18 protein-coding genes are annotated in these 19867 nt (G+C 68.5%); 7 read left to right on the top strand and 11 right to left on the bottom strand.

The features are described from left to right. Window position 1: 1 nt before the first annotated feature. The 4 genes from QGN17_RS15630 to mutS are packed head-to-tail and all read right to left on the bottom strand — an operon-like array spanning window position 2 to window position 6367. Window positions 2-634 carry a Pr6Pr family membrane protein gene (locus tag QGN17_RS15630; protein ID WP_281045527.1) on the bottom strand — a complete coding sequence of 211 codons (633 nt, stop codon included), beginning with the start codon at window positions 632-634 and terminating at the stop codon, window positions 2-4. Continuing rightward, window positions 631-984 (bottom strand): VOC family protein, encoded by a 354-nt coding sequence (locus QGN17_RS15625; protein WP_281045526.1) that lies wholly within the window; start codon window positions 982-984, stop codon window positions 631-633. The genes QGN17_RS15630 and QGN17_RS15625 overlap by 4 nt, the downstream gene beginning before the upstream one ends. Before the next feature lie 28 nt (window positions 985-1012). Continuing rightward, a complete protein-coding gene (locus QGN17_RS15620) occupies window positions 1013-3772 on the bottom strand; it encodes a [protein-PII] uridylyltransferase (RefSeq protein ID WP_281045525.1) in 2760 nt (919 codons plus the stop codon). A 24-nt stretch (window positions 3773-3796) separates the two neighbouring features. Further along, complete coding sequence (gene mutS, locus QGN17_RS15615) at window positions 3797-6367, bottom strand: DNA mismatch repair protein MutS (RefSeq protein WP_281045769.1); 2571 nt, start codon at window positions 6365-6367, stop codon at window positions 3797-3799. Window positions 6368-6490: 123 nt separating this feature from the next. On the opposite strand from mutS, the gene QGN17_RS15610 reads away from it, so the two are divergent. Continuing rightward, entirely contained in the window at window positions 6491-8743 is a 2253-nt protein-coding gene (locus QGN17_RS15610; protein ID WP_281045524.1) for an NADP-dependent malic enzyme, read from the top strand. A gap of 39 nt (window positions 8744-8782) precedes the next feature. Here the strand turns inward: QGN17_RS15610 and QGN17_RS15605 are convergent, their stop codons facing one another. After that, window positions 8783-9871 (bottom strand): alkene reductase, encoded by a 1089-nt coding sequence (locus QGN17_RS15605; RefSeq protein ID WP_281045523.1) that lies wholly within the window; start codon window positions 9869-9871, stop codon window positions 8783-8785. A gap of 56 nt (window positions 9872-9927) precedes the next feature. On the opposite strand from QGN17_RS15605, the gene QGN17_RS15600 reads away from it, so the two are divergent. The 3 genes from QGN17_RS15600 (at window position 9928) to QGN17_RS15590 (ending at window position 11777) form a co-directional block, all read left to right on the top strand. After that, window positions 9928-10857, top strand: coding sequence for a DMT family transporter (locus QGN17_RS15600; protein ID WP_281045522.1), 930 nt, complete (start codon window positions 9928-9930; stop codon window positions 10855-10857). A gap of 9 nt (window positions 10858-10866) precedes the next feature. Beyond that, window positions 10867-11535 carry a COQ9 family protein gene (locus tag QGN17_RS15595; protein ID WP_281045521.1) on the top strand — a complete coding sequence of 223 codons (669 nt, stop codon included), beginning with the start codon at window positions 10867-10869 and terminating at the stop codon, window positions 11533-11535. 98 nt (window positions 11536-11633) lie between these two features. Next, complete coding sequence (locus tag QGN17_RS15590) at window positions 11634-11777, top strand: hypothetical protein (protein WP_281045520.1); 144 nt, start codon at window positions 11634-11636, stop codon at window positions 11775-11777. Window positions 11778-11790: 13 nt separating this feature from the next. On the opposite strand, the gene ssb is transcribed toward QGN17_RS15590, so the two are convergent. Genes ssb through QGN17_RS15575 form a run of 3 tightly spaced genes read right to left on the bottom strand, consistent with a single transcriptional unit; the run spans window position 11791 to window position 14468 of the window. Further along, the gene (gene ssb, locus QGN17_RS15585) at window positions 11791-12336 is read right to left on the bottom strand and encodes a single-stranded DNA-binding protein (protein ID WP_281045519.1); all 546 of its coding nucleotides are present in this window, start codon (window positions 12334-12336) and stop codon (window positions 11791-11793) included. Window positions 12337-12354: 18 nt separating this feature from the next. Further along, window positions 12355-14217, bottom strand: a complete 1863-nt coding sequence (gene feoB, locus QGN17_RS15580; RefSeq protein WP_281045518.1) for a ferrous iron transporter B — start codon at window positions 14215-14217, stop codon at window positions 12355-12357. Further along, on the bottom strand, window positions 14214-14468 hold the full coding sequence (locus QGN17_RS15575; protein ID WP_281045517.1) for a FeoA family protein: 255 nt from the start codon (window positions 14466-14468) through the stop codon (window positions 14214-14216). The genes feoB and QGN17_RS15575 overlap by 4 nt, the downstream gene beginning before the upstream one ends. Window positions 14469-14637: 169 nt before the next feature. On the opposite strand from QGN17_RS15575, the gene QGN17_RS15570 reads away from it, so the two are divergent. Then, window positions 14638-15228 carry a hypothetical protein gene (locus tag QGN17_RS15570; RefSeq protein WP_281045516.1) on the top strand — a complete coding sequence of 197 codons (591 nt, stop codon included), beginning with the start codon at window positions 14638-14640 and terminating at the stop codon, window positions 15226-15228. A 10-nt stretch (window positions 15229-15238) separates the two neighbouring features. Here the strand turns inward: QGN17_RS15570 and QGN17_RS15565 are convergent, their stop codons facing one another. Then, window positions 15239-15775: a YceD family protein gene (locus tag QGN17_RS15565; protein WP_281045515.1), complete on the bottom strand. Its 537-nt coding sequence runs from the start codon at window positions 15773-15775 to the stop codon at window positions 15239-15241. Next, a complete protein-coding gene (locus QGN17_RS15560; protein ID WP_281045514.1) occupies window positions 15772-16302 on the bottom strand; it encodes a ubiquinol-cytochrome C chaperone family protein in 531 nt (176 codons plus the stop codon). Before QGN17_RS15560 ends, QGN17_RS15565 begins: the two co-directional genes overlap by 4 nt. A 126-nt stretch (window positions 16303-16428) precedes the next feature. Here QGN17_RS15560 and QGN17_RS15555 point away from each other — a divergent pair, with 126 nt between their 5' ends. Next, on the top strand, window positions 16429-16929 hold the full coding sequence (locus tag QGN17_RS15555; RefSeq protein ID WP_390902703.1) for an outer membrane protein assembly factor BamE: 501 nt from the start codon (window positions 16429-16431) through the stop codon (window positions 16927-16929). 22 nt (window positions 16930-16951) lie between these two features. Further along, on the top strand, window positions 16952-18943 hold the full coding sequence (locus tag QGN17_RS15550; protein ID WP_281045512.1) for a response regulator: 1992 nt from the start codon (window positions 16952-16954) through the stop codon (window positions 18941-18943). Here QGN17_RS15550 and QGN17_RS15545 read toward each other — a convergent pair. Then, the gene (locus QGN17_RS15545; RefSeq protein WP_281045511.1) at window positions 18940-19821 is read right to left on the bottom strand and encodes an acyl-CoA thioesterase; all 882 of its coding nucleotides are present in this window, start codon (window positions 19819-19821) and stop codon (window positions 18940-18942) included. The two genes, QGN17_RS15550 and QGN17_RS15545, sit on opposite strands and share 4 nt — an antisense overlap. Window positions 19822-19867 lie beyond the last annotated feature (46 nt).

Genomic DNA, 19867 nt, shown 5'->3' with positions numbered 1-19867 from the left:
TTCAGGCGGGCGCCTTCCGCCAGATGGCGAGGCGCCCGTCGATCCAGCGATAGGCGTAGCCGAGACCGGCGAAGAACAGGGCGATCACCGCCATCTTCGCGACGGTCGGGCCAGTCCCGTACTTGCCGACGTCCATGAACGGATACGGATACCAGCCCGTCACCGCGCCGTGGATCAGCACCCAGACGGTGTAGACCAGCGGGTAGATCAGCCAGCGCAGCGGTGCCCAGCGGTCGATTCCGCCATGCGGGGCGAAGGCGATCCAGCCGATCAGCCACAGCGCCGGCACCAGTCGATGCACCAGCATGTTGCCCCACCAGCCGAGCGGTGTCAGGTGGAGCAGGCTCGCCAGCAGCAGCTGGAAGATCACCGCCACCACCGTGATGTGCACCGAGATCGCGGTCGAGACGCCTGCGCTGGAGGTCCATCGGTGCAGCCGCCCCTCGCCGAACGCCGCGCCGAGGCTCGCCAGCATCACCAGCGTGTTGGTGAGGATGGTGAAGAAGCTCAGGAAGACGACCGTCCGCCCGACGATCTGGCCGGGATGGCCCGAAACCGTCACCCGATATTCGATGGCGAGGCCGATCAGCGCAAGCAGAGCGACCGATGCGTGCCAGGCGCGCGCCGCGCTCAAGCCGGCGGCTCCCACAATTCTATCGGTAGGCCTTCGGGATCGTGGATGCGCGCGAAGGTGCCATATTCGGTGCCGGTCCACTCGTCGCGCCGCTCGACCGCGATGCCCGCCGCCTCCAGCTTCGCCGCCAGTGCCTCGATGTCCTCGACCCGCAGGTTGAGCATGAAGGCCTGGTCGGCCGCGAAATAGTCGCTGTCCGCCTTGAAGGGCGCGAAGACGGTCATGCCCGCCTGCTGGTTCCAGATCGCGCTGTGGCCGGCATCGACGCCGAGATGCTGCTTGTACCATGCCGCCCTCGCGTCCGGATCGCGGCTGCGGAAGAAGAGCCCACCGATTCCCGTCACCGTCATCGCAAGTCCTCTCCGAAAGACCGATGTCTCAGGCGGCTTCCTCGATCTCCTCGCCGGCCGCCGCCGCGAGCAGCCGTCGCTCCAGCGTCCTGAGCCGCTGGGTGGCGTGCAGCTTATCACCGGTCAGGTCGGTGAGGTAGAAGGTGTCGACGGCCCGCTCGCCATAGGTGGCGACGTGCGAGGAGTGGATCGTCACCTTGGACTGGAACAGCGCGTGCGCCAGCGCATGGAGCAGGGCGGGCCGGTCGCGCGCGTTCACCTCGATCACGGTGAAGCGGTTGGACGCCTTGTTGTCGATCAGCACGTTGGGCTCGATGTCGAAGGCATCGGCACGCATCCGGGGCGCCGGCTTGGCGGCAAGGCGGTCGGCCAGCTTGTTGCGGTTGGCGAGCGCGTCCTCGATCGCGATGCGCAGCCGGACCAGCCGGTCCGGATCGTCGAACGGGCGGCCGAACGGATCCTGCACCAGGAAATTGTCGATGCCCATGCCGTCGCGCGTGGTGTGGATGCGCGCGTCGATGATGTTGCCGCCCGCGACATGGATGGCGCCGGCGATGCGGTAGAACAGGCCAGGATGATCGGAGGCGTAGACCGTCACCAATGTCGCCTCGCGATCCTCGTCGGGGCTGGTGGCGATGGACAGCGAGCGGCCGTCGGCATCGGCCTGCGCAATGGCGTGCGCGTTCGCCGCCAGCGTCTCCGATCCCTCGCCGACCCAGTAGCTGTCCGGCATCCGCTTCGCGTAGGCGGCGAATTGATCCGGCGCCCAGCCGAGCGTGGCAGCCAGTTTTTCCTGCTTCTCCTCGATCCGCTCCATCCGGCCCTTCTGCTTGTGGCCGCGCCGAAGCACTTCCTCGGCGGCATGATAGAGGTCGCTGAGCAGCTGGCGCTTCCAGCCGTTCCACACGCCGGGGCCGACCGCGCGGATGTCCACCACGGTGAGCGACAGCAGCAGGCGCAGACGTTCCGGCGACTGCACCTTCTCGGCGAAATCGAGGATCGTCTTGAAGTCGGCGAGGTCGCGCTTGAAGGCGGTGTGCGACATCAGCAGGTGATGGCGCACCAGCCACGCCACCATCTCGGTCTCGGCGGGCGTGAGGCCCAGGCGCGGACAGAGCTTGTGCGCCACCTCCGCGCCCAGTTCGGAATGATCGCCGCCGCGCCCCTTGGCGATGTCATGGAGCAGCACCGACACGTAGAGCGCGCGCCGCATCACGATCTGGCCCATCAATTTGTGGACCAGCGGATGATCGGTGGTGAGATCGCCCTTCTCGATCCGGCTGAGCAGGTCGATCGCGTGGATGGTATGCTCGTCCACCGTGAAATGGTGGTACATGTCGAACTGCATCTGCGCGACTACGCGGCCGAAGTCCGGCATGAAGCGGCCGAACACGCCGGCCTCGTTCATCCAGCGCAGTACCATGCCGGGCGTGCGCGGACTGGTCAGCACTTCCAGGAAAAGGCTGTTGGCGCGGGGGGCGATGCGCACCGCATCGACCATCTTGGCGTCGCGCGAGGCCTGGCGCATCGCGACCGGGTGGATCTCCAGCCCGTGCCGGTCCGCCAAGGTGAAGATCTCGATCAGCCGCACCGGATCGGCCGCGAAGAATCCGTCCTCGGGGGTCGAGAGCCGGCCGCGATCGATCACGAAACCATCGAGCTTGCGGGGCTTCCGGCGCCCGGTGATCGCCGCCATGCCGAAGCGACGTCCCTTCTGCGCGAACGTCTCGTCGAGGTGGGCGAGGAACACCCCGGTCAGCGTCCCCACCATCTTCGCGGTGAGGAAATAATGCTGCATGAAGCGTTCGACCGGCGATCGACCGGGGCGCTCGTTGTAGCGCATCCGTTCGGCGACCTCGCGCTGCAGGTCGAAGGTCAGCCTGTCCTCGGCGCGATTGGCGATGACGTGCATGTGGCAGCGCACCGCCCACAGGAAGTTCTCGGCGCGCTGGAACTGGCGCAGTTCCTCCCCGGTCAGCAAGCCGGCGCCGACCAGTTCCGGCACCGAGCGCACGTTGAGCACGTACTTGCCGATCCAGAACAGGGTGTGCAGGTCGCGCAGACCGCCCTTACCCTCCTTGACGTTCGGCTCGACGACGTAGCGGCTGTCGCCCATCCGGCGGTGCCGGTCATCCCGCTCGGCGAGCTTTTCGGTGACGAAGGCGCGGTCGGTGCCGTGGCGCACCTCCGCATCGAAGCGACGCGCGGCTTCGTCGTAGAGCGCCTCGTCGCCCCAGATGAATCGGCCTTCCAGCAACGCGGTGCGTACCGTCAGGTCGCTCTTCGCCATGCGGACCATCTCGTCCAGCGAGCGGCTGGAATGGCCGACCTTCAGGCCGAGATCCCACAGCATGTAGAGGATCGTCTCGATCACCCGCTCGGCCCAGGCGGTCTGCTTCCATGGCGTCAGGAAGCCGATGTCGACATCCGAATATAGCGCCATCTCGGCCCGGCCGTAGCCGCCCACCGCCATCAGTGTGAGCCGTTCGCCCGCCGTGCGGTTGGTGCGCGCGATCAGCCGCTCGGTGGCGAGATCGAAGACGAGGCGCAGGATCTGATCGGTCAGGAAGGCGTAGCTCGCCGCGATCTCGTGGCCGCGTGCGGGATGTTCGGCCAGCCGTCGCCCGATCTCGGCGCGCCCGGCATCCAGCGCCTGCTTGAGCAGTACGGTCGCCTCGCGCTTGAGCGCGGCGGGATCTTCGGGCAGCTCGGCGAGCATGTCGGCGAGCTTGCGCCGATCGATGATGGCGCGCCGGCTGGGCAGGCTGTCGAAGCGGGAGGCGGGCATGGCCTCCATGTAGCGCAGCGGCGATTAAGCGCCAGTGTCGCCCAGCAACTGCTTCAGCCGATAGAGCGCTTCCAGCGCGTCGCGCGGGCTGAGCGCGTCGGCGTCGATCGCGGTCAGCGCTTCGCGCAGCGGATCGGTCGCCTCTGCCTCGCGTTCGGTGGCGGCGGCGAAGAGCGGCAGGTCGTCGAGACCGGCCGCGATGCCGCCGGTCTTTTCGCGACCCTTCTCCAGCCGGGCCAGCACATCCTTGGCGCGCCCCAGCACCGGCTTCGGCAGGCCGGCGAGGCGGGCGACGGCGAGGCCGTAGCTCTTGTCGGCGGCACCGCCCGCCATCTCGTGGAGCAGGACGAGATCGCCTTTATACTCCTTGGCGCGGACATGGTGGAGGCTGAGCGCATCGAGCCGGCCGGCGAGGCGCGTCAGCTCGTGATAATGGGTGGCGAACAGGCAGCGGCAGCGATTGGTCTCGTGAATCGCCTCCAGCACCGCCCAGGCGATGGCGAGGCCGTCATAAGTGGAGGTGCCGCGGCCCACCTCGTCGAGGATGACGAAGCTGCGCTCGCTCGCCTGGGAGAGGATCGCTGCGGTCTCGATCATCTCGACCATGAAGGTGGAGCGGCCGCGCGCCAGATTGTCCGACGCGCCGACGCGGCTGAACAGCCGATCGACGAGGCCGAGCGTGGCGGAGGCGGCCGGCACGAAGCTCCCGGCTTGCGCCAGTACCGCGATCAGCGCGTTCTGGCGCAGGAAGGTGGACTTGCCGCCCATGTTCGGGCCGGTGACGAGCCACAGGCGGGAGTCCTCCGATAGGCCGCAATCGTTGGCGACGAAGCGCTCTCCGGAAGCGGCGACGGCGGCCTCGACGACCGGATGACGCCCGCCCTCGATCTCGAAACAGGCGTGCGGGACGACTTCCGGCCGGCACCAGCCGCCCTCGATGGCGCGCGCGGCAAGGGCCGAGGCGACGTCGAGGCGGGCGAGCGCGTCGGCCGTGGCAGCGATCGGATCGCGTGCCTCAAGCGCCAGGTCGATCAGATCCTCCAGATGCGCCTGCTCGGCGGCGAGCGCATGGTTGCCGGCCTGCGCCACCTTCATCGCCAGCTCGTGCAGCTCCGGCGCATTGAAGCGGACGACGCCGGCCAATGTCTGGCGATGGGTGAAGCCGCTGTCGGGTTTCATCAGCGGATCGGCGACCTTCGCGCCGACCTCGATATGATAACCGAGCACGCCATTGTGGCGGATCTTGAGGCCGGAAATGCCGGTCTGTTCGCGGAAGCGCGCCTCCAGCGCGGCGATGGCGCGACGGCCGTCGCCCGCGAGGCCGCGCAGCTCGTCGAGCGCGGCGTCGAAGCCCTCCGCGATGAAGCCGCCGTCGGACGCATCGATCGGCGGCGTCTGGACGAGGGCGCGGCTGAGCTTGTCGACCAGCGCACCGTGGCCGCGCAGCTGCGGCATCAGCCGGGTCAGCAGGGCGGGCGGTCCTTCCAGTGCGTCGAGCAGCTCATGCAGGTCGCGCGCACCCGACAAACCATCGCGCAGCTGGCCGAGATCGCGGGGCGAGCCGCGCCCCGCGACCAGCCGACCCAGCGCGCGGCCGATGTCCGGCAATGCGCGCAGACGTCCGCGCAGCCGGTCGCGGCACGTCCCGTCCTCGGCGAAGCGGCTGACGAGGTTGAGCCGCGCCTCGATTGCATCGGCCTCGTTGAGGGGCGCCGAGATGTCCGCCGCCAGCAGTCGTGCGCCGGCGCCCGTCACGGTGCGGTCCACAGCGTCGAGCAGACTGCCCTTGCGCTCGCCGGACTGGGTGCGGGTGAGTTCGAGGCTCTCGCGCGTCGCCGCGTCGATCGCCATGTGATCCTCGGCAGTGCGCGGCGTCGGCGGTTGGAGGAACAGGCTTCCGCCCTGCGACGTGCGGTCGAGATAGGCGAGCAGGCCGCCCGCCGCCGCCAGCGCCGCCTTGTCGAAGCTGCCGAAGCCGTCGAGCGTCGCCACCCCGAACCGGCTCTTGAGCAGCCGTTCACCCTCACCGCTCTGGAAGGAGCCGCGCGACGCGATGGCGGCATCGACTGGGCCTTGCGCACCTTCGGCGATCACCACCTCGGACGGCCCCAGCCGCGCCAGTTCGGCATCGAGGCTGGCCGTCGGCACCGAGGCCAGTTCGAAGCGCCCGGTCGAGATGTCCGCCGCCGCGAGGCCCACGCGCGCGCCCTGCTCGGCCAGTGCCACCAGCCAGTTGGCGCTGCGGGAATCGAGCAACGACTCCTCGGTCAGCGTCCCTGCGGTGACCAGCCTGATGATCTTGCGCGCCACCAGCGCCTTGGATCCCCGCGCCTTCTTGGCCTGCTCGGGCGTCTCGACCTGTTCGGCGACCGCGACGCGGTGGCCCGCCTTGATCAGGCGCGCCAGATAGGCGTCAGCGGCATGGACCGGTACACCGCACATCGGCGCCCCGTCCCCGCGCGAGGTCAGCGCGATGTCGAGCGTCGCGGCGGCGATATGCGCATCCTCGAAGAACAGTTCGAAGAAGTCGCCCATGCGGTAGAAAAGCAGACAATCGGGCGCCTCGGCCTTGAGGCCGTGATATTGCGCCATCATCGGGGTCTGGGCGCCGGCTGCCGGCCCGCTCGTTCCGCTCATTGGCCTGCTGCTACCGGCTTTGGCTTGCCCTCGCCAGCATCATGCCCCAAGGGCTGGGCAAAAGCTGTGGAGAAGGTGGAAATGGCCGAGCGTCTGCAATTTTCCGAACGCGAAGCGCTGGATTTCCACACCCAGGGCCGCCCCGGCAAGATCGAGATCATCGCGTCCAAGCCGATGGCGACGCAGCGCGACCTCGCGCTCGCTTACTCGCCGGGCGTCGCGGTGCCGGTGAAGGCCATCGCGGCCGAGCCGGACACCGCCTACGACTATACCGCCAAGGGCAACCTGGTTGCGGTCATCTCCAACGGCACCGCGATCCTTGGCCTTGGCAATCTCGGCGCGCTGGCGTCGAAGCCGGTGATGGAAGGCAAGGCGGTGCTGTTCAAACGCTTCGCCGATGTCGATTCGATCGACCTCGAACTGGCGACCGAGGATGTCGACCGCTTCATCGACGCGGTCGAGCTGATGGAGCCGAGCTTCGGCGGCATCAACCTGGAAGACATCAAGGCGCCCGAATGCTTCGTGATCGAGCAGACCCTGCGCGAACGCATGAACATCCCGGTCTTCCATGATGACCAGCACGGCACCGCGATCATCTCAGCGGCCGGCCTGATCAACGCCTGCCACATCACCGGTCGCGATCTCAAGGACATACGGATCGTCGTGAACGGCGCGGGTGCGGCCTCGATCAGCTGCACCGAGCTGGCGAAAGCGCTCGGCGTGAAACCCGACAACGTCATCCTCTGCGATTCCAAGGGCGTGATCTACCAGGGCCGCACCGAGGGCATGAACCAGTGGAAGTCCGCCCATGCCGCCAGGACGGACGCGCGCACGCTGGCCGAGGCGATCAAGGGCGCCGACGTCTTCTACGGCCTGTCGGTCGCGGGCGCGCTGACCAAGGAGATGGTGAAGTCGATGGCGCCGAAGCCGATCATCTTCGCCATGGCCAATCCCGATCCGGAAATCCTGCCCGAAGATGCGCTGGAGGCGGCGCCCGACGCGATCATCGCCACCGGCCGGTCGGACTATCCGAACCAGGTCAACAACGTGCTCGGCTTCCCCTTCATCTTCCGTGGCGCGCTCGATGTGCGGGCGACGACCATCAACGAGGAGATGAAGGTCGCCGCCGCCCATGCGCTCGCCGCGCTGGCGCGCCAGCAGGTGCACGAGGATGTCGCTGCGGCCTATGGCGTCGCGCACAAGTTCGGCCCGGAATATATCATCCCGGCGCCGTTCGATCCGCGCCTGATCGAGACGATCCCGCCGGCAGTGGCGCAGGCGGCGATGGACACCGGCGTCGCGCGCAAGCCGATCGAGGACATGGCCTGCTATCGCGAGACGCTGCGCGCGCGGCTCAACCCGACCGACTCGGTGCTGACCTCCGCCTACGAACAGGCCCGCGCACATCCTAAGCGCGTGCTGTTCGCCGAAGCCGAGGAGGAGGTGGTGCTGCGTGCCGCTATCGCCTTCAAGGATGGTGGCTACGGCATTCCCGTGCTGGTCGGCGTGGACGAGACGCGCGACATGCTGGCGAAGCTGGGCGCCGATCCGGCGGGGTTCGAGCTGCACAACGCCCGCCACTCGCCGCTCGTCCCCAAGATGGTCGAGACGTTGTACGAGAAGCTCAAGCGCAAGGGTTTCATGCGTCGCGACGTCGAGCGCATGGTCAACCGCGACCGCAACATCTTCGGCGCGCTGATGGTCGCGCTGGGCGAGGCGGACATGATGGTGACCGGCGTGACGCGCCCGTTCCGCTCCTCGCTGGTCGAGGTGATGCGCGTGATCGAGCCGGCGCCGGGCCATACGCCGTTCGGCATCCACCTGCTGGTCGGCCGCAACCATTCGGTGTTCCTGGCCGACACCACGGTCAACGAGCGCCCGACCGCCGAGCAGCTCGCCGACATCGCCGAGCAGACCGCCGCCGTCGCCAAGCGCATGGGGCAGGAGCCGCGCGTGGCCTTCCTGTCCTACTCCACCTTCGGCAATCCGCCGGGCAAGTGGCTGGACAATATCCGGGGCGCGGTGGCCGAACTGGACAAGCGCGGTGTCGAGTTCGAATATGAGGGCGAGATGGCGCCCGACGTGGCGCTCAACCCCGCGCTCAAGAAGCATTACCCGTTCAGCCGCCTGTCCGGCCCGGCCAACGTGCTGGTGATGCCGGGCCTGCAATCCGCCAACATCTCCGCCAAGCTGCTGCGCGAGCTGGGCGGTGAGCGGATGATTGGCCCGATGCTCATCAACATGGCGCACTCGGTGCAGATCGCGTCGATGACCTCGACCGCCGGCGACCTGATGACGCTGGCGGTGCTGGCGGCGGCGGGCATCGCGCGGTAATCCGGCCTTCTCCCGCATGGGCGGGAGAAGGCCGTAAGGTCAGGCGGCCTCGGTCTCGGCCACCGGATAGTCGGTGTAGCCCTCAGGCCCCTGCGAGTAGAAGGTGGCGACTTCCGGCTTCGCCAGCGGTAGGTCGTGGGCGATGCGCGCCGGCAGGTCCGGATTGGCGATGAAGGGGCGGCCGAAGGCGATGGCGTCGGCCAACCCGCTTTCCACCGTTTGGGCGGCGCTTTCGGGCGTGAAATCCGAATTGAGCACCAGCACGCCGTCGAACACCTCGCGGATGGCGGGCGCGATCGGCGGCACCTCGTTGGGGCGGAAGCTGCTGTCGCCCTGCGGCTCGCGCATCTCGAGGAAGGCGATGCCGATCTCGGAGAGCGCGGCGGCGGCGGCGGTGAACAGTGCCTGGGGGTTGCTGTCGTTTGCGCCCTGCACGTCGCCGTTGGGGGAGAGGCGCACGCCGGTACGATCCGCGCCGACGACATCGACGATCGCGCGCGTCACCTCGTCGAGCAGGCGGATGCGGTTCTCGATCGATCCGCCATAGGCATCGCTGCGGAAGTTGGAATTGTCGCGCAGGAACTGGTCGATCAGATAGCCATTGGCGGCATGGAGCTGTACGCCGTCGAACGCTGCCTCGATCGCGTTGGCGGCGGCGGTGCGGTAATCGTCGAGCAGCCGCGGGATTTCGGCCAGCGCCAGCGGGCGCGCCTCGTCATACGGCTGCTTGCCGTCATAGGTGTGCGCTTGCCCCGGCGCGGTGGTCGCCGAGGCGGAGACGGGCTGCGCGCCGCCGAGAAAGCTCGAATGGACGATGCGGCCCATATGCCAGAGCTGGGCGACGATCCGCCCGCCGGCCTTGTGCACGGCTTCGGTTACGGGCTTCCACGCCTCGGTCTGCTCGGGCGTCCACAAGCCGGGCGCAAACGGCCAGCCGAGGCCTTCGCGGCTGATGCCGGTCGCTTCCGAGATGATCAGGCCGGCGCCGGCGCGCTGCGCGTAATAGTCCGCCTGCAGCGCGGTCGGGACGTGATCCCGCGTCGCGCGGGCGCGCGTCAGCGGCGCCATGAAGATGCGGTTGGGCGCGGTGATCGCGCCAAGCTGGAGGGGATCGAAGAGTGTCGGCATCAATGCGTCTCCCTTTGTGACGGGACAAGCCGTGGAGGCCGGGTATATGGGGCGCGATGTCCGACCGTCCAGCCACCCCGCCGCCGATCTTCGAGGAAGAGATTCTTCCTCCCGGCGCACCGGAGCTTGCCCCGGCGCGGCCGGGCATGCTGGCTTTCGCCGCTCTGCTCACCGGCAGCACCGCGCTGGCGATCGGGCCGTGGTTCGTGCGGGAGGCGGATGTCGGGCCGATCGCGTCGGGCTTCTGGCGGATGGCGCTGGCCATTCCCTTCCTCTTCCTGATCGCGCGGCTGTCGAAGCAGCGGGTCGGGCGGCCGGGGGCGGTGCTGTGGGCACTGATCGCGATCGCCGGCTTCTTCTTCGCGCTCAATCTCGCGCTGTGGCACGAAGGTATCCTGCGCACCAAGCTCGCCAACTCGACCCTGTTCGGAAACGTCTCCAGCTTCTTCTTCGCCGCCTACGGCTTCATCGTCGCGCGGCGCCTGCCGAGCGGGAAGCAGGCGGCGGCGCTGCTGCTCGCGGCAGCGGGGATCACCCTTCTGCTCGGTCGATCCTACGAACTGTCGCGCGAGCATCTCGTGGGCGACCTGCTCTCGATCGGTGCGGGTCTCGCCTACGTCGTCTACATGATCGCGATCGAGCGGGCGCGGCTTCGGCTGGAGACGTGGCCGACACTGGCGCTGGCGACGGTGGTGGGCGCCGCCTGCCTGCTGCCCGTCGCGCAGGGGCTGGAGGGCACAGTCGTGCCGCATGACTGGACGCCGCTGCTGTGCCTCGCGATCGGCAGCCAGGTAATCGGGCAGGGGCTGCTGGTCTATGCGATCGGGCGCCTGTCCCCCGTGGTGGTGGGGGTGGTGCTGCTCACCCAGCCGATCATCACGGCCGTGATCGGTTTCATCGCCTATGGCGAGCGGATGACCGGGCCGGACATCATCGGAGCGCTGGCGCTCGCCGCCGCGCTGGTGCTGATCCGCGGGCGGGACTAAGGGGGAACCATGGCCGCCATCGCTCTCCCCGCCGATCCCACCCTCGACGAGATGCGCCTCGCGCTCGGCGCCGAGATCCCCGCGCATGCCGTGTTCGATGGGTGGAGCGATGCGGCGCTCGCCATGGCGGCGGAGGCGTTGAAGCTCGACCCGGCGCACGCCAAGCTGGCGTTTCCGGACGGTGCGGTGGGCATGATCGATGCCTGGTATGCCAGCCTCGACACGCGGTTGGCCGCCGCCTTCCCGCCGGAGCGGATCGCCGCGATGAAGATCCGTGCGCGCATCGGGGAACTGGTGCTGGCGCGGATCGATCTGGTGCGGCCGCACAAGCAGGCGGTGCGCAGCGCGCTCGCCATCCTCGCTTTGCCGCGCAACCTGCCGACCGCCGCCAAGCTCGGCTGGCGGACGGCCGACGCGCTGTGGCGCATCGCGGGCGATACCGCGACCGACTTCAATCATTATACCAAGCGGCTGACGCTCTCGGCGCTCTACGCCTCGACGCTGCTGGCGTGGCTCGACGACGAGAGCGAGGGCGAGGCGGAGACCAAGGCCTTCCTCGATCGCCGCATCGGCGACGTGATGCGCTTCGAGAAGGTGAAGGCCCAGCTCACCCCGCATCCGGACCGGCGGTTCAGCGTGTCGCGCTTCCTCGGGCGGCTCCGCTACCCGGCGACCTGATTCGCGCGGGGTAAACTATCCACAGCTTTGTGGGGTGTCGCAGGAATCCGTTAACCATGTGACTCTAGCGATTCGGCTATCGCATCATGGAGACGCAGATGGCCGCCCGCACCGACAGCTTCACCCTCATCGGCCGCCGTATGCGGAAAGGCGCGCCGCTTCCGGCCAGCGAGGAGATGCCGTCGATCGCGGAGGTTCTGCGCCGCGTCGACCTCGCGATCGCGCAGCGCAAGGCGGCCTGATCGGAACGGCCGATCAGAACGGCACGTCGTCGTCCAGATCGCTGTCGAAGGCCGATCCGGGGCGCGCACCGCCGCCGCTGCCGCCCCCGAAACCGCCGCCGCCCGAGCGCGAGCCACCGCCGAAGCTGGACCCGCCGCCGAAGTCACCGCCGCCCTGGCCCCATTCGTCGCCGCCCGAGCGACCGCCGCCGCCGCCGCCCTGGCCACCGCCGGGCCCGTCCAGCATCACCATCGATCCGTTGAAGCCCTGCAGCACGATCTCGGTGGTGTAGCGCTCCTGCCCGTTCTGGTCCTGCCACTTCCGGGTCTGCAGCGCGCCTTCGATATAGACCTTCGAGCCCTTCTTCAGATAGCGCTCGGCCGTATTGGCGAGGCCCTCGTTGAAGATCGCCACCGAATGCCATTCGGTGCGCTCCTTGCGTTCGCCGGTGTTGCGGTCCTTCCAGGTCTCGCTGGTGGCGATGCGCAGGTTCACCACCTTGCCGCCGTTCTGGAAGCTGCGCGACTGCGGATCCTGCCCCAGATTGCCGACGAGGATGACTTTGTTGACGCCGGCCATGTGATCTCTCCGATGAATCTAGAGGCCGGCCCAGGTCGCGATCCAGAAGGTTGCTCCTGCCGCGACGTAGGCCAGCACGAAGAGGTAGCTAACCATGAACGCCGGCCATTTCCACCCGTTCGTTTCCCGTCGGGTCACTGCGATTGTGGATAAGCATTGCGGCGCGAAGACAAACCACATCAGGAAGGCGAGCGCGGTCGGCAGCGACCAGTCCTTCGCGAGCTTGGGGCCGACCTCCTCGCTCGCCTTGTCGGTGTCGTCGCCGGCGTCGATCGCATAGGTGGTGGCGAGCGCCGAGACCGCGACCTCGCGCGCCGCCATGGCGGGTGGCAGGGCAAGGGCGATGTGGTGGTTGAATCCGATCGGCTTGACCACGACCTCGATGGCCGACGCGATGCGGCCCGCGATCGAATATTCGGTCTGCAGCCGGCCCGCCGGCGCCACCGGATAGGAGGCGAGCACCCACAGGATCACGTTGGACGCGAGGATGATGGTGCCGGCGCGCTTCAGGAAGATCAGCGCGCGTGTCCACAGGCCGAGCGCCACGTCGCGGACGCTGGGTGCCTGATATTTGGGCATCTCCATCATGAAGCCCTGGCTCGGCCCCTTGGTGACGGTCTTGCGCAGCACCAGGGCGGCGAGCAGCGCGCAGACGATGCCCATCACGAACAGACCGAACAGGACGACGCCCTGCAGGCCGATGAAGGGCAGCATCTGGCGGTTCGGGATGCAGCTGCCGATGATCAGCGTATAGACCGGCAGGCGGGCCGAGCAGGTGGTCAGCGGCGCGATCAGGATGGTGGTGAGCCGGTCCTTCGGATCGTCGATCGTGCGCGTCGCCATGATGCCGGGCACCGCGCAGGCGAAGCTGGAAAGCAGGGGGATGAAGGCGCGGCCCGAAAGCCCGACGCGCGCCATCAGCCGATCCATGATGAAGGCGGCGCGGACCATGTAGCCGGTCGCCTCCAGCAGCAGGATGAAGAAGAACAGGATCAGGATCTGCGGCAGGAAGGTGACGACCGCGCCGGTGCCCTTGATGACGCCCTCGGCCAGCAGGTTGCGGACGAAGCCGTTGGGGAAGGTCGCCTCCACCCAATGGCCCAGTCCGTCGAACCCGGCGGTGATCGCATCCATCGGCGCTTGCGCCCAGGCGAACACCGCCTGGAACACCACGAACATCAGCGCGAACAGCAGTACCGGCCCCATGATCGGGTGCAGCGTGACCGAGTCGATCGTGTGGCTGACCTTGCGTGCGCCATGCTCCTCTTTTGTCGCGGCGATCGCGATGGCACGGGCGCGGCGCTGGAGGACGACGAGATCCTCGTGATGGAAGCCGGGGCCGGCGGCGATCCTGTGCACCGTACCGTCGCCGACAAGTTCGGCCATCGCCTCGCGCAGCGCGTCGATGCCGCGCTTGCGTACCGCCACCGTCGGGATCACCGGCACGCCGAGTTCCTTCGACAGCCTTGCGGCGTCGATCTTCAGGCCGTCGCGCTCGGCCATGTCGACCATGTTGAGCGCGACCACGACGGGCAGGCCGAGCGCGATCAGCTGCAGCGTGAAGCGCAGATGGTTGTCGAGATTGGTGGCATCGACCACGCACAGGATCGCCTGTGGCAGGCGCTCGCCCTCCTGCTTGCCGAACAGGACGTCGCGGGTGACCTGCTCGTCGGGGCTGGCCGGTTCGAGCGAATAGGTGCCGGGCAGGTCGATCAGCTCGATCGGGCGGCCATCGGCCAGGCTCATCCGCCCCGCCTTCCGCTCCACCGTGACGCCCGGATAATTGCCGACCTTCTGGCGGGCGCCGGTCAGTGCGTTGAACAGGGCGCTCTTGCCGGCATTGGGATTGCCGACCAGCGCCACCATCGGCGCCGGGTTCATGCGGCGACCGGCTCCACCGTGGTTTCCACCGTTATGCAATGTGCCTGCGCCCGGCGCAGCGCTACCGTCATGCGGCCGACGCGGCAGGCGATCGGATCCTTGCCGAAGGGGGCGACGTGCAGCGCCTCCACCGTCACGCCCTCGTCCAGCCCCAGCTCGCGCAATCGCCGCGCGGCGGTCTCGGCCAGTTCGTCCCAGGCGACGGCGGCGACCTTGGCGGGGCATTTCAGGGGAAGTTGATCGAGACGCACGGGCACGAATCCAGTCGGGACAATCCTTCAGCGATGCAAGTGATTATCAATAAGCATCGTCCAGCGCCAGTTACATTCCGTACAGGCTTTAACCAAACCCCTTGAGGCGCCCTTCACCCCGGCCGTGGCAGGCGGAACCTTGGGGTACAGGGAATTGGGGAATCGGGTCATGGTTGCGAAGACGATGTTGCTCGGCGTCGCGTTGTTCGGGGCGGCGTCTGCCCAGGCGCTCACGGTTGCGCCGCTGGAAAGCGGGGCCGCGGTCGAGGTCAGTCCGCGCCATGACGTCAGCACGGCGGACCTGCGCAAGGGCGACAGCTTCGATCTCGTCGTCGCCAAGGACGTGGTGAAGGACGGCTATGTCGTCATCCCGCGCGGCACGCCGGGCCATGGTCGGGTGACGTGGCGCACCGGCAATGGCGGTTTCGGCAAGTCCGGCAAGATGGAGTTCGACCTCGTCGATCTCGTGATCGATGGCAGCCCGGTGCCGGTTTCCGGCCATTACCGTGTCGAGGGCAAGGGCGACACCGCCGGCACGATCGTCGCCTGGGTGATCGGCGGCATCGCGGCGGCCAGCCAGATCAAGGGCGATCAGGCGGTCGCCAGGGCGACGATGCACTATGCCGGTGCCACCGGCGTCGCGCTGCCGGCGCAATTCTCCACCGACCCGTCGCGCGGCGCGGCCGGCCTCGATCCCTATATGGCGGGCCGCCATGCAGGCGCCGCCGCACGGCTGGCGAGCGAGACCGGGTCCGACTGACGGCGGGGGGTCACTCCCCCTTCAAGGCCTTGAGCGCGGCGAAGGGGCTGGCCTCGATCCGCGCCTCCTCGGCTTCCTCCTCGCTCTTCACGCCCGCGGCGCGCAGGCGATCCTCCGCGTCGGCGACGCGCGGGAAGGGATCGAGCGCGAGGCTGAAACCCTGCGCCACCGCTTCGCCGAGATCGATCGATCCGCCCTCGTAGCTGAGCAGGTCGAGATCCGATTCCTCCAGTTCCAGCTCGTCCTCGCTGATCTCGCCCTCGGGATCGAAGCGGAGCGCGAACGGTTCCTCGATCCGCGCCGGGATCGGATCGCCGGTGGCCACGCAGCTCTGCACCGCGCGGCCCTTCAGCCGGCCTTCGGCCCAGACGCGCTGACCCTCGCGGCGAATCGTGGCGTCGGCCGCCAGGGTCTCGATCGAGACCAGGCCGAACCGTTCGGCGAGCGCCGCGCGTTCGGCCTCGTCGGCTTCGACATGCACGGCGCGCGGCTCGCCGCCGATCGCATCGAGCCGGAACGGGCGGCTGAATTCGGGGGCCTTGTTCATGCGATGTCTCCCGCCAGCAGGATGTCGAGGTCGCGCGCGTCGAGGGCAACGGCCAACCCGCGCAACCGCGCCTCGACATGGCGCTTCGCCGCCTCGGGCACGTCGGCACCGCGATGCACGTTGCGATCGATCGCACCGGCAAGATCGCCGCCTTCGGCCAGGCCTTCGCGATAGGCGGTGAGGCGTCCGCCGAGCTGGCTCATCATCCGCCCGACATGCTTGCCGACCACAAGATCGCCAATGCCGCGCTGGCGGAGCTGCCCGTCCATGTCGGTGACGAACAGCTCGGTGAGTCGCGCAGACGGTTCGCGCGCCGGTTCACCCTGCGCCTCCATGCGCAGCAGCACCAGCGACAGGATGGTGGAAACCATGTCGAAGCGCCCGTCGATCGTATCGGGCACCCCGCCTTCGAGATACCAGTGGGGCAGCCGGGCGGCTCCCACGATGGCGTTGTAGAGCGGCACCAGCGCGCGCGCATCGCGCCGCCCGCCCAGAAGCCGTTTGAAAAGCGTGGCCAACCCTTGCATCCCTTTGCGCCAAGCCGCCTTGTGCGGCGCGTGTCCACGGCATATTGAGCGGCTGGACGGCCGATGCAATGGCGCTTGGTCTTGGGTTCGAGCCGGATTGGGCGCCGGCGGCGTGAGGAGATGCGAATGACGGCCAGCAGGATGCGCGCCGGGATGGCCGGGGTTGCGGGTCTGGCGCTCGTGGCCGGACTTTCGGGCTGCACCGAGGTGCGCGAGCATCAGGGCTATGTCGTCGATCGCGCGCTGGTCGCCTCGGTCGAGCCGGGTGTCGACAATCGCGATTCGGTGCAGGCGACGCTGGGCGATCCGAGCTTCGCCAGCCAGTTCGACGACGGCACCTGGTATTATGTGTCGCGCTCGACCAAGCAATTCTCGTTCGGCACGCCGAAGCCCGTCAACCAGCTGACCCTCGCGGTGCATTTCGCCAAGGACGGCACCGTCACCAGCGTCGATCGCAGCGGGCTGGAGCAGGTGGTCAGGATCCACCCGGTCGCCGACAAGACGCCCACGCTCGGCCGTAAGCGCAGCCTGTTTCAGGAGCTGTTCGGCAATATCGGTGCGGTCGGCGGTGCCGGCATGAACGCGCCGACGTCCGACAACCCGACGGGCGGCGGCAGCGGCGTCTGACGCGCGGGCCGATGGCGTGATCATGCCCGGCGCGGAGACCGAAACGGCCCGGCTGGCCGCTCTCCGCGACCTGGATCTGCTCGATACCGATCCGGAGGCCGGCTTCGACGACCTCGTCGCGCTGGCGCGAGAGCTGGCCGGCACGCCGATCGCGCTCGTCAGCCTGATCGATGCCGAGCGGCAATGGTTCAAGGCGCGGGTCGGACTGGACGTAACCGAAACGCCGCGATCGATGGCCTTCTGCGATCATGCGATCCGCGGCCAGGACGTGCTCGTCACGCTCGACGCCGCGCGCGATTCCCGGTTCGCCGACAATCCGCTGGTCACCGGCGAACCGTTCATCCGCTTCTACGCCGGCGCGCCGATCCGCACGCCGGAGGGCCATGCGATCGGTACCGTCTGCGTGATCGACGGGGCGCCGCGCGAACGGTTCGATCACGCCCCTGCGCTCGCAGCACTCGCCCGGCAGGCGGCCGCGCTGATCGAGCTTCGCCGCATGGCCCGGATCGACGCCGCCCTCCGCGCCGATGCGATGCGCGATCGCGAGCGGCTGTGGACGCTCACCCACGATCTCATCCTCGTCTGCGACCTCGACGGGTTGGTGATGGCGGCGAACCCGGCATGGCAATCGGTGTTCGGAGCGCTGGAAGCGCCCGGCACGGTGGTGATGCGCAGCTTTCTGGTCGATACCAGCGCACGGCCGCGCCTCCGCGAGATTGCGGACGGGGCCGCAATCCCTTTTTCGACCGATTATTACGGTGCAGATGGCGCGGTGCGTACGATCAGCTGGACCCTGCGCCGCGAGGGCGGGCTGATCTACGCCATCGGTCGCGACGACACGGCGCTGCGCGCTGCGCAGACGGAACTGATGCAGGCGCAGAAGATGGAGTCGCTGGGCCAGCTTACTGGCGGCATCGCGCACGATTTCAACAATCTGCTGACCGTCATCGTCGGCAATCTCGACATCGCCACACGCCGGCTGCGGACGGGCGACACGGCGCGGGTGGAGCGCGCGCTGGCCGAGGCGGGCGAGGGTGCCAACCGCGCGGCCACGCTGACCCAGCGTCTCCTCGCCTTCGCGCGCCGTCAGCGGCTGGCGCCCCGCGCGGTCGATCCGGTCGGGCTGCTCGCCGACATCCGCCCGCTGGTCGAGCGGGCGGCAAGCGAGGCGATCGAGGTGGAGATCGTCAGCGAAAGAGGTGTCTGGCCGGTCGAGATCGACGTCAACCAGCTGGAGAACGCGATCCTTAACCTCGCGGTCAACGCGCGCGATGCGATGCAGGCGGCGGGTGGCGGCACCACCTTGCTGATCAGTCTCGGCAATGCGCGGGTCGATGCGGTGGAGGCCGCCCGGTATGACGCCGCGCCCGGCGACTATGTGCGCCTGACCGTGGCGGACACCGGCACGGGCATGAGCGAGGAGGTGCGCTCCCGCGCGTTCGAGCCGTTCTTCACCACCAAGGGGGTGGGGCGCGGCACGGGCCTGGGGCTGAGCCAGGTTCACGGCTTCGTCCGCCAGTCGGGCGGATTCGTGACGATCGACACCCGGCCGGGCGAAGGCACCGGCGTGCACCTCTGGCTGCCGCGCACCCTGTCCCGGCCGGAGGGCGGCGGCCTGTTCCGGACACCGGCGATCGAGGCGGTGGCGCGCGCAGCCTGCGTGATGGTGGTGGAGGACAATGACGCGCTGCGCGAACTGGTCGTCGAGACGCTGCGCGATGCCGGTTACCGGGTGATCGAGGCGCATGACGGCCGTTCGGCGCTGACCCTGTTCGCACGCCAGGCGCAGCCGCCCGAACTCGTCGTCTCGGACATCATGATGCCCCGCCTCGACGGTTTCGCGCTGTCCGAGGAACTGGCCCTGCGATCGCCCCAGACCCGAGTGCTGCTGATGAGCGGCTATGCCGGGGCCGATGCCTCCGCACGCGCCGGGCGGGAGCCGCTGCTGTTCAAGCCCTTCACGCCCGACGCGCTGCTCGAACGGGTCCACGCCTTGCTGGCCGCAACGGCCTAGCGCCGCACCCGGATCAATCCCTCCTGCGCGACCGAGGCGACGAGGCGGCCGTCGCGGGTGAAGATCTGGCCGCGCGTGAAGCCGCGCGCTTCGCTCGATCGCGGGCTGTCCATCGCGTAAAGCAGCCAGTCGTTGAGATCGATGTCGCCATGCACCCACAAAGCATGGTCGAGGCTCGCCTCCTGCACGTCGTCGCGCAGCCAGCTGAGGCCATGCGGCAAGATGCTGGTGGAGAGCAGCATCATGTCGGAGGCGTAGGCGAGCAGGCCGCGATGCAGGATCTGGTCGGCGGGCAGCGGCGCCACCGCCTTGAACCAGTAGGAATGGAAGGGCGGTAGCGCTTCGTCCTCGTAGCGCGCCAACGGCAGGATCGGCCGGAACGTCATCGGCCGCTGGCGCAGCATCACCGCGCGCCGGCTGAGCGGGATCTCCTCGCGAAAGCGCAGCGCGATGTCGCGATCGTCCTCCAGCCCTTCCGGTGGCGGCACGTCGGGCATGTCGAACTGATGCTCCAGCCCCTGTTCGGGGATCTGGAAGGAGCAGGCGAGATTGAGGATCGGGCGGCCATGCTGGATCGCCACCACCCGCCGCGAGGAGAAGCTGCGGCCGTCGCGATCGCGGCTCACTTCGTAGACGATGGGAAGGTTCGGATCGCCCGGCCGCATGAAATAGGCGTGGAGCGAGTGGGGGAGGCGGGGGCGTTCCACCGTGCGGCAGGCGGCAATCAGCGCCTGGCCGACCACCTGCCCGCCGAACACGCGCGTCCATGGTTCGTCGGTGCGCCCGCCACGGAACAGATCGACCTCGATCTCCTCGAGGTCCATCAGCGCGACGAGCCTGGCGATCAGGGTTTCCGGCGGGTCGTTCGCCTCGGTCATGTCCGTGCGGTAACGCGCATCCTGCAGCGCGCAACACTTTCCGGCG

This window comes from Sphingomonas oryzagri (assembly GCF_029906645.1).
GTDB lineage: Bacteria > Pseudomonadota > Alphaproteobacteria > Sphingomonadales > Sphingomonadaceae > Solisphingomonas > Solisphingomonas oryzagri.
This window is presented reverse-complemented; position numbering and strand designations above follow the sequence as displayed.

Coding starts and splice junctions, on each gene's coding strand:
- QGN17_RS15590 (WP_281045520.1), top strand. CDS start 11,634: ATGGCCGCCCGCACCGACAGCTTCACCCTCATCGGCCGCCGTATGCGG.
- mutS (WP_281045769.1), bottom strand. CDS start 6,367: ATGATGGCGCAATATCACGGCCTCAAGGCCGAGGCGCCCGATTGTCTG.
- QGN17_RS15545 (WP_281045511.1), bottom strand. CDS start 19,821: ATGACCGAGGCGAACGACCCGCCGGAAACCCTGATCGCCAGGCTCGTC.
- QGN17_RS15595 (WP_281045521.1), top strand. CDS start 10,867: ATGGCCGCCATCGCTCTCCCCGCCGATCCCACCCTCGACGAGATGCGC.
- QGN17_RS15620 (WP_281045525.1), bottom strand. CDS start 3,772: ATGCCCGCCTCCCGCTTCGACAGCCTGCCCAGCCGGCGCGCCATCATC.
- QGN17_RS15605 (WP_281045523.1), bottom strand. CDS start 9,871: ATGCCGACACTCTTCGATCCCCTCCAGCTTGGCGCGATCACCGCGCCC.
- QGN17_RS15560 (WP_281045514.1), bottom strand. CDS start 16,302: ATGCAAGGGTTGGCCACGCTTTTCAAACGGCTTCTGGGCGGGCGGCGC.
- QGN17_RS15550 (WP_281045512.1), top strand. CDS start 16,952: ATGCCCGGCGCGGAGACCGAAACGGCCCGGCTGGCCGCTCTCCGCGAC.
- ssb (WP_281045519.1), bottom strand. CDS start 12,336: ATGGCCGGCGTCAACAAAGTCATCCTCGTCGGCAATCTGGGGCAGGAT.
- QGN17_RS15565 (WP_281045515.1), bottom strand. CDS start 15,775: ATGAACAAGGCCCCCGAATTCAGCCGCCCGTTCCGGCTCGATGCGATC.
- QGN17_RS15600 (WP_281045522.1), top strand. CDS start 9,928: ATGTCCGACCGTCCAGCCACCCCGCCGCCGATCTTCGAGGAAGAGATT.
- feoB (WP_281045518.1), bottom strand. CDS start 14,217: ATGAACCCGGCGCCGATGGTGGCGCTGGTCGGCAATCCCAATGCCGGC.
- QGN17_RS15625 (WP_281045526.1), bottom strand. CDS start 984: ATGACGGTGACGGGAATCGGTGGGCTCTTCTTCCGCAGCCGCGATCCG.
- QGN17_RS15555 (WP_390902703.1), top strand. CDS start 16,429: ATGACGGCCAGCAGGATGCGCGCCGGGATGGCCGGGGTTGCGGGTCTG.
- QGN17_RS15610 (WP_281045524.1), top strand. CDS start 6,491: ATGGCCGAGCGTCTGCAATTTTCCGAACGCGAAGCGCTGGATTTCCAC.
- QGN17_RS15570 (WP_281045516.1), top strand. CDS start 14,638: ATGGTTGCGAAGACGATGTTGCTCGGCGTCGCGTTGTTCGGGGCGGCG.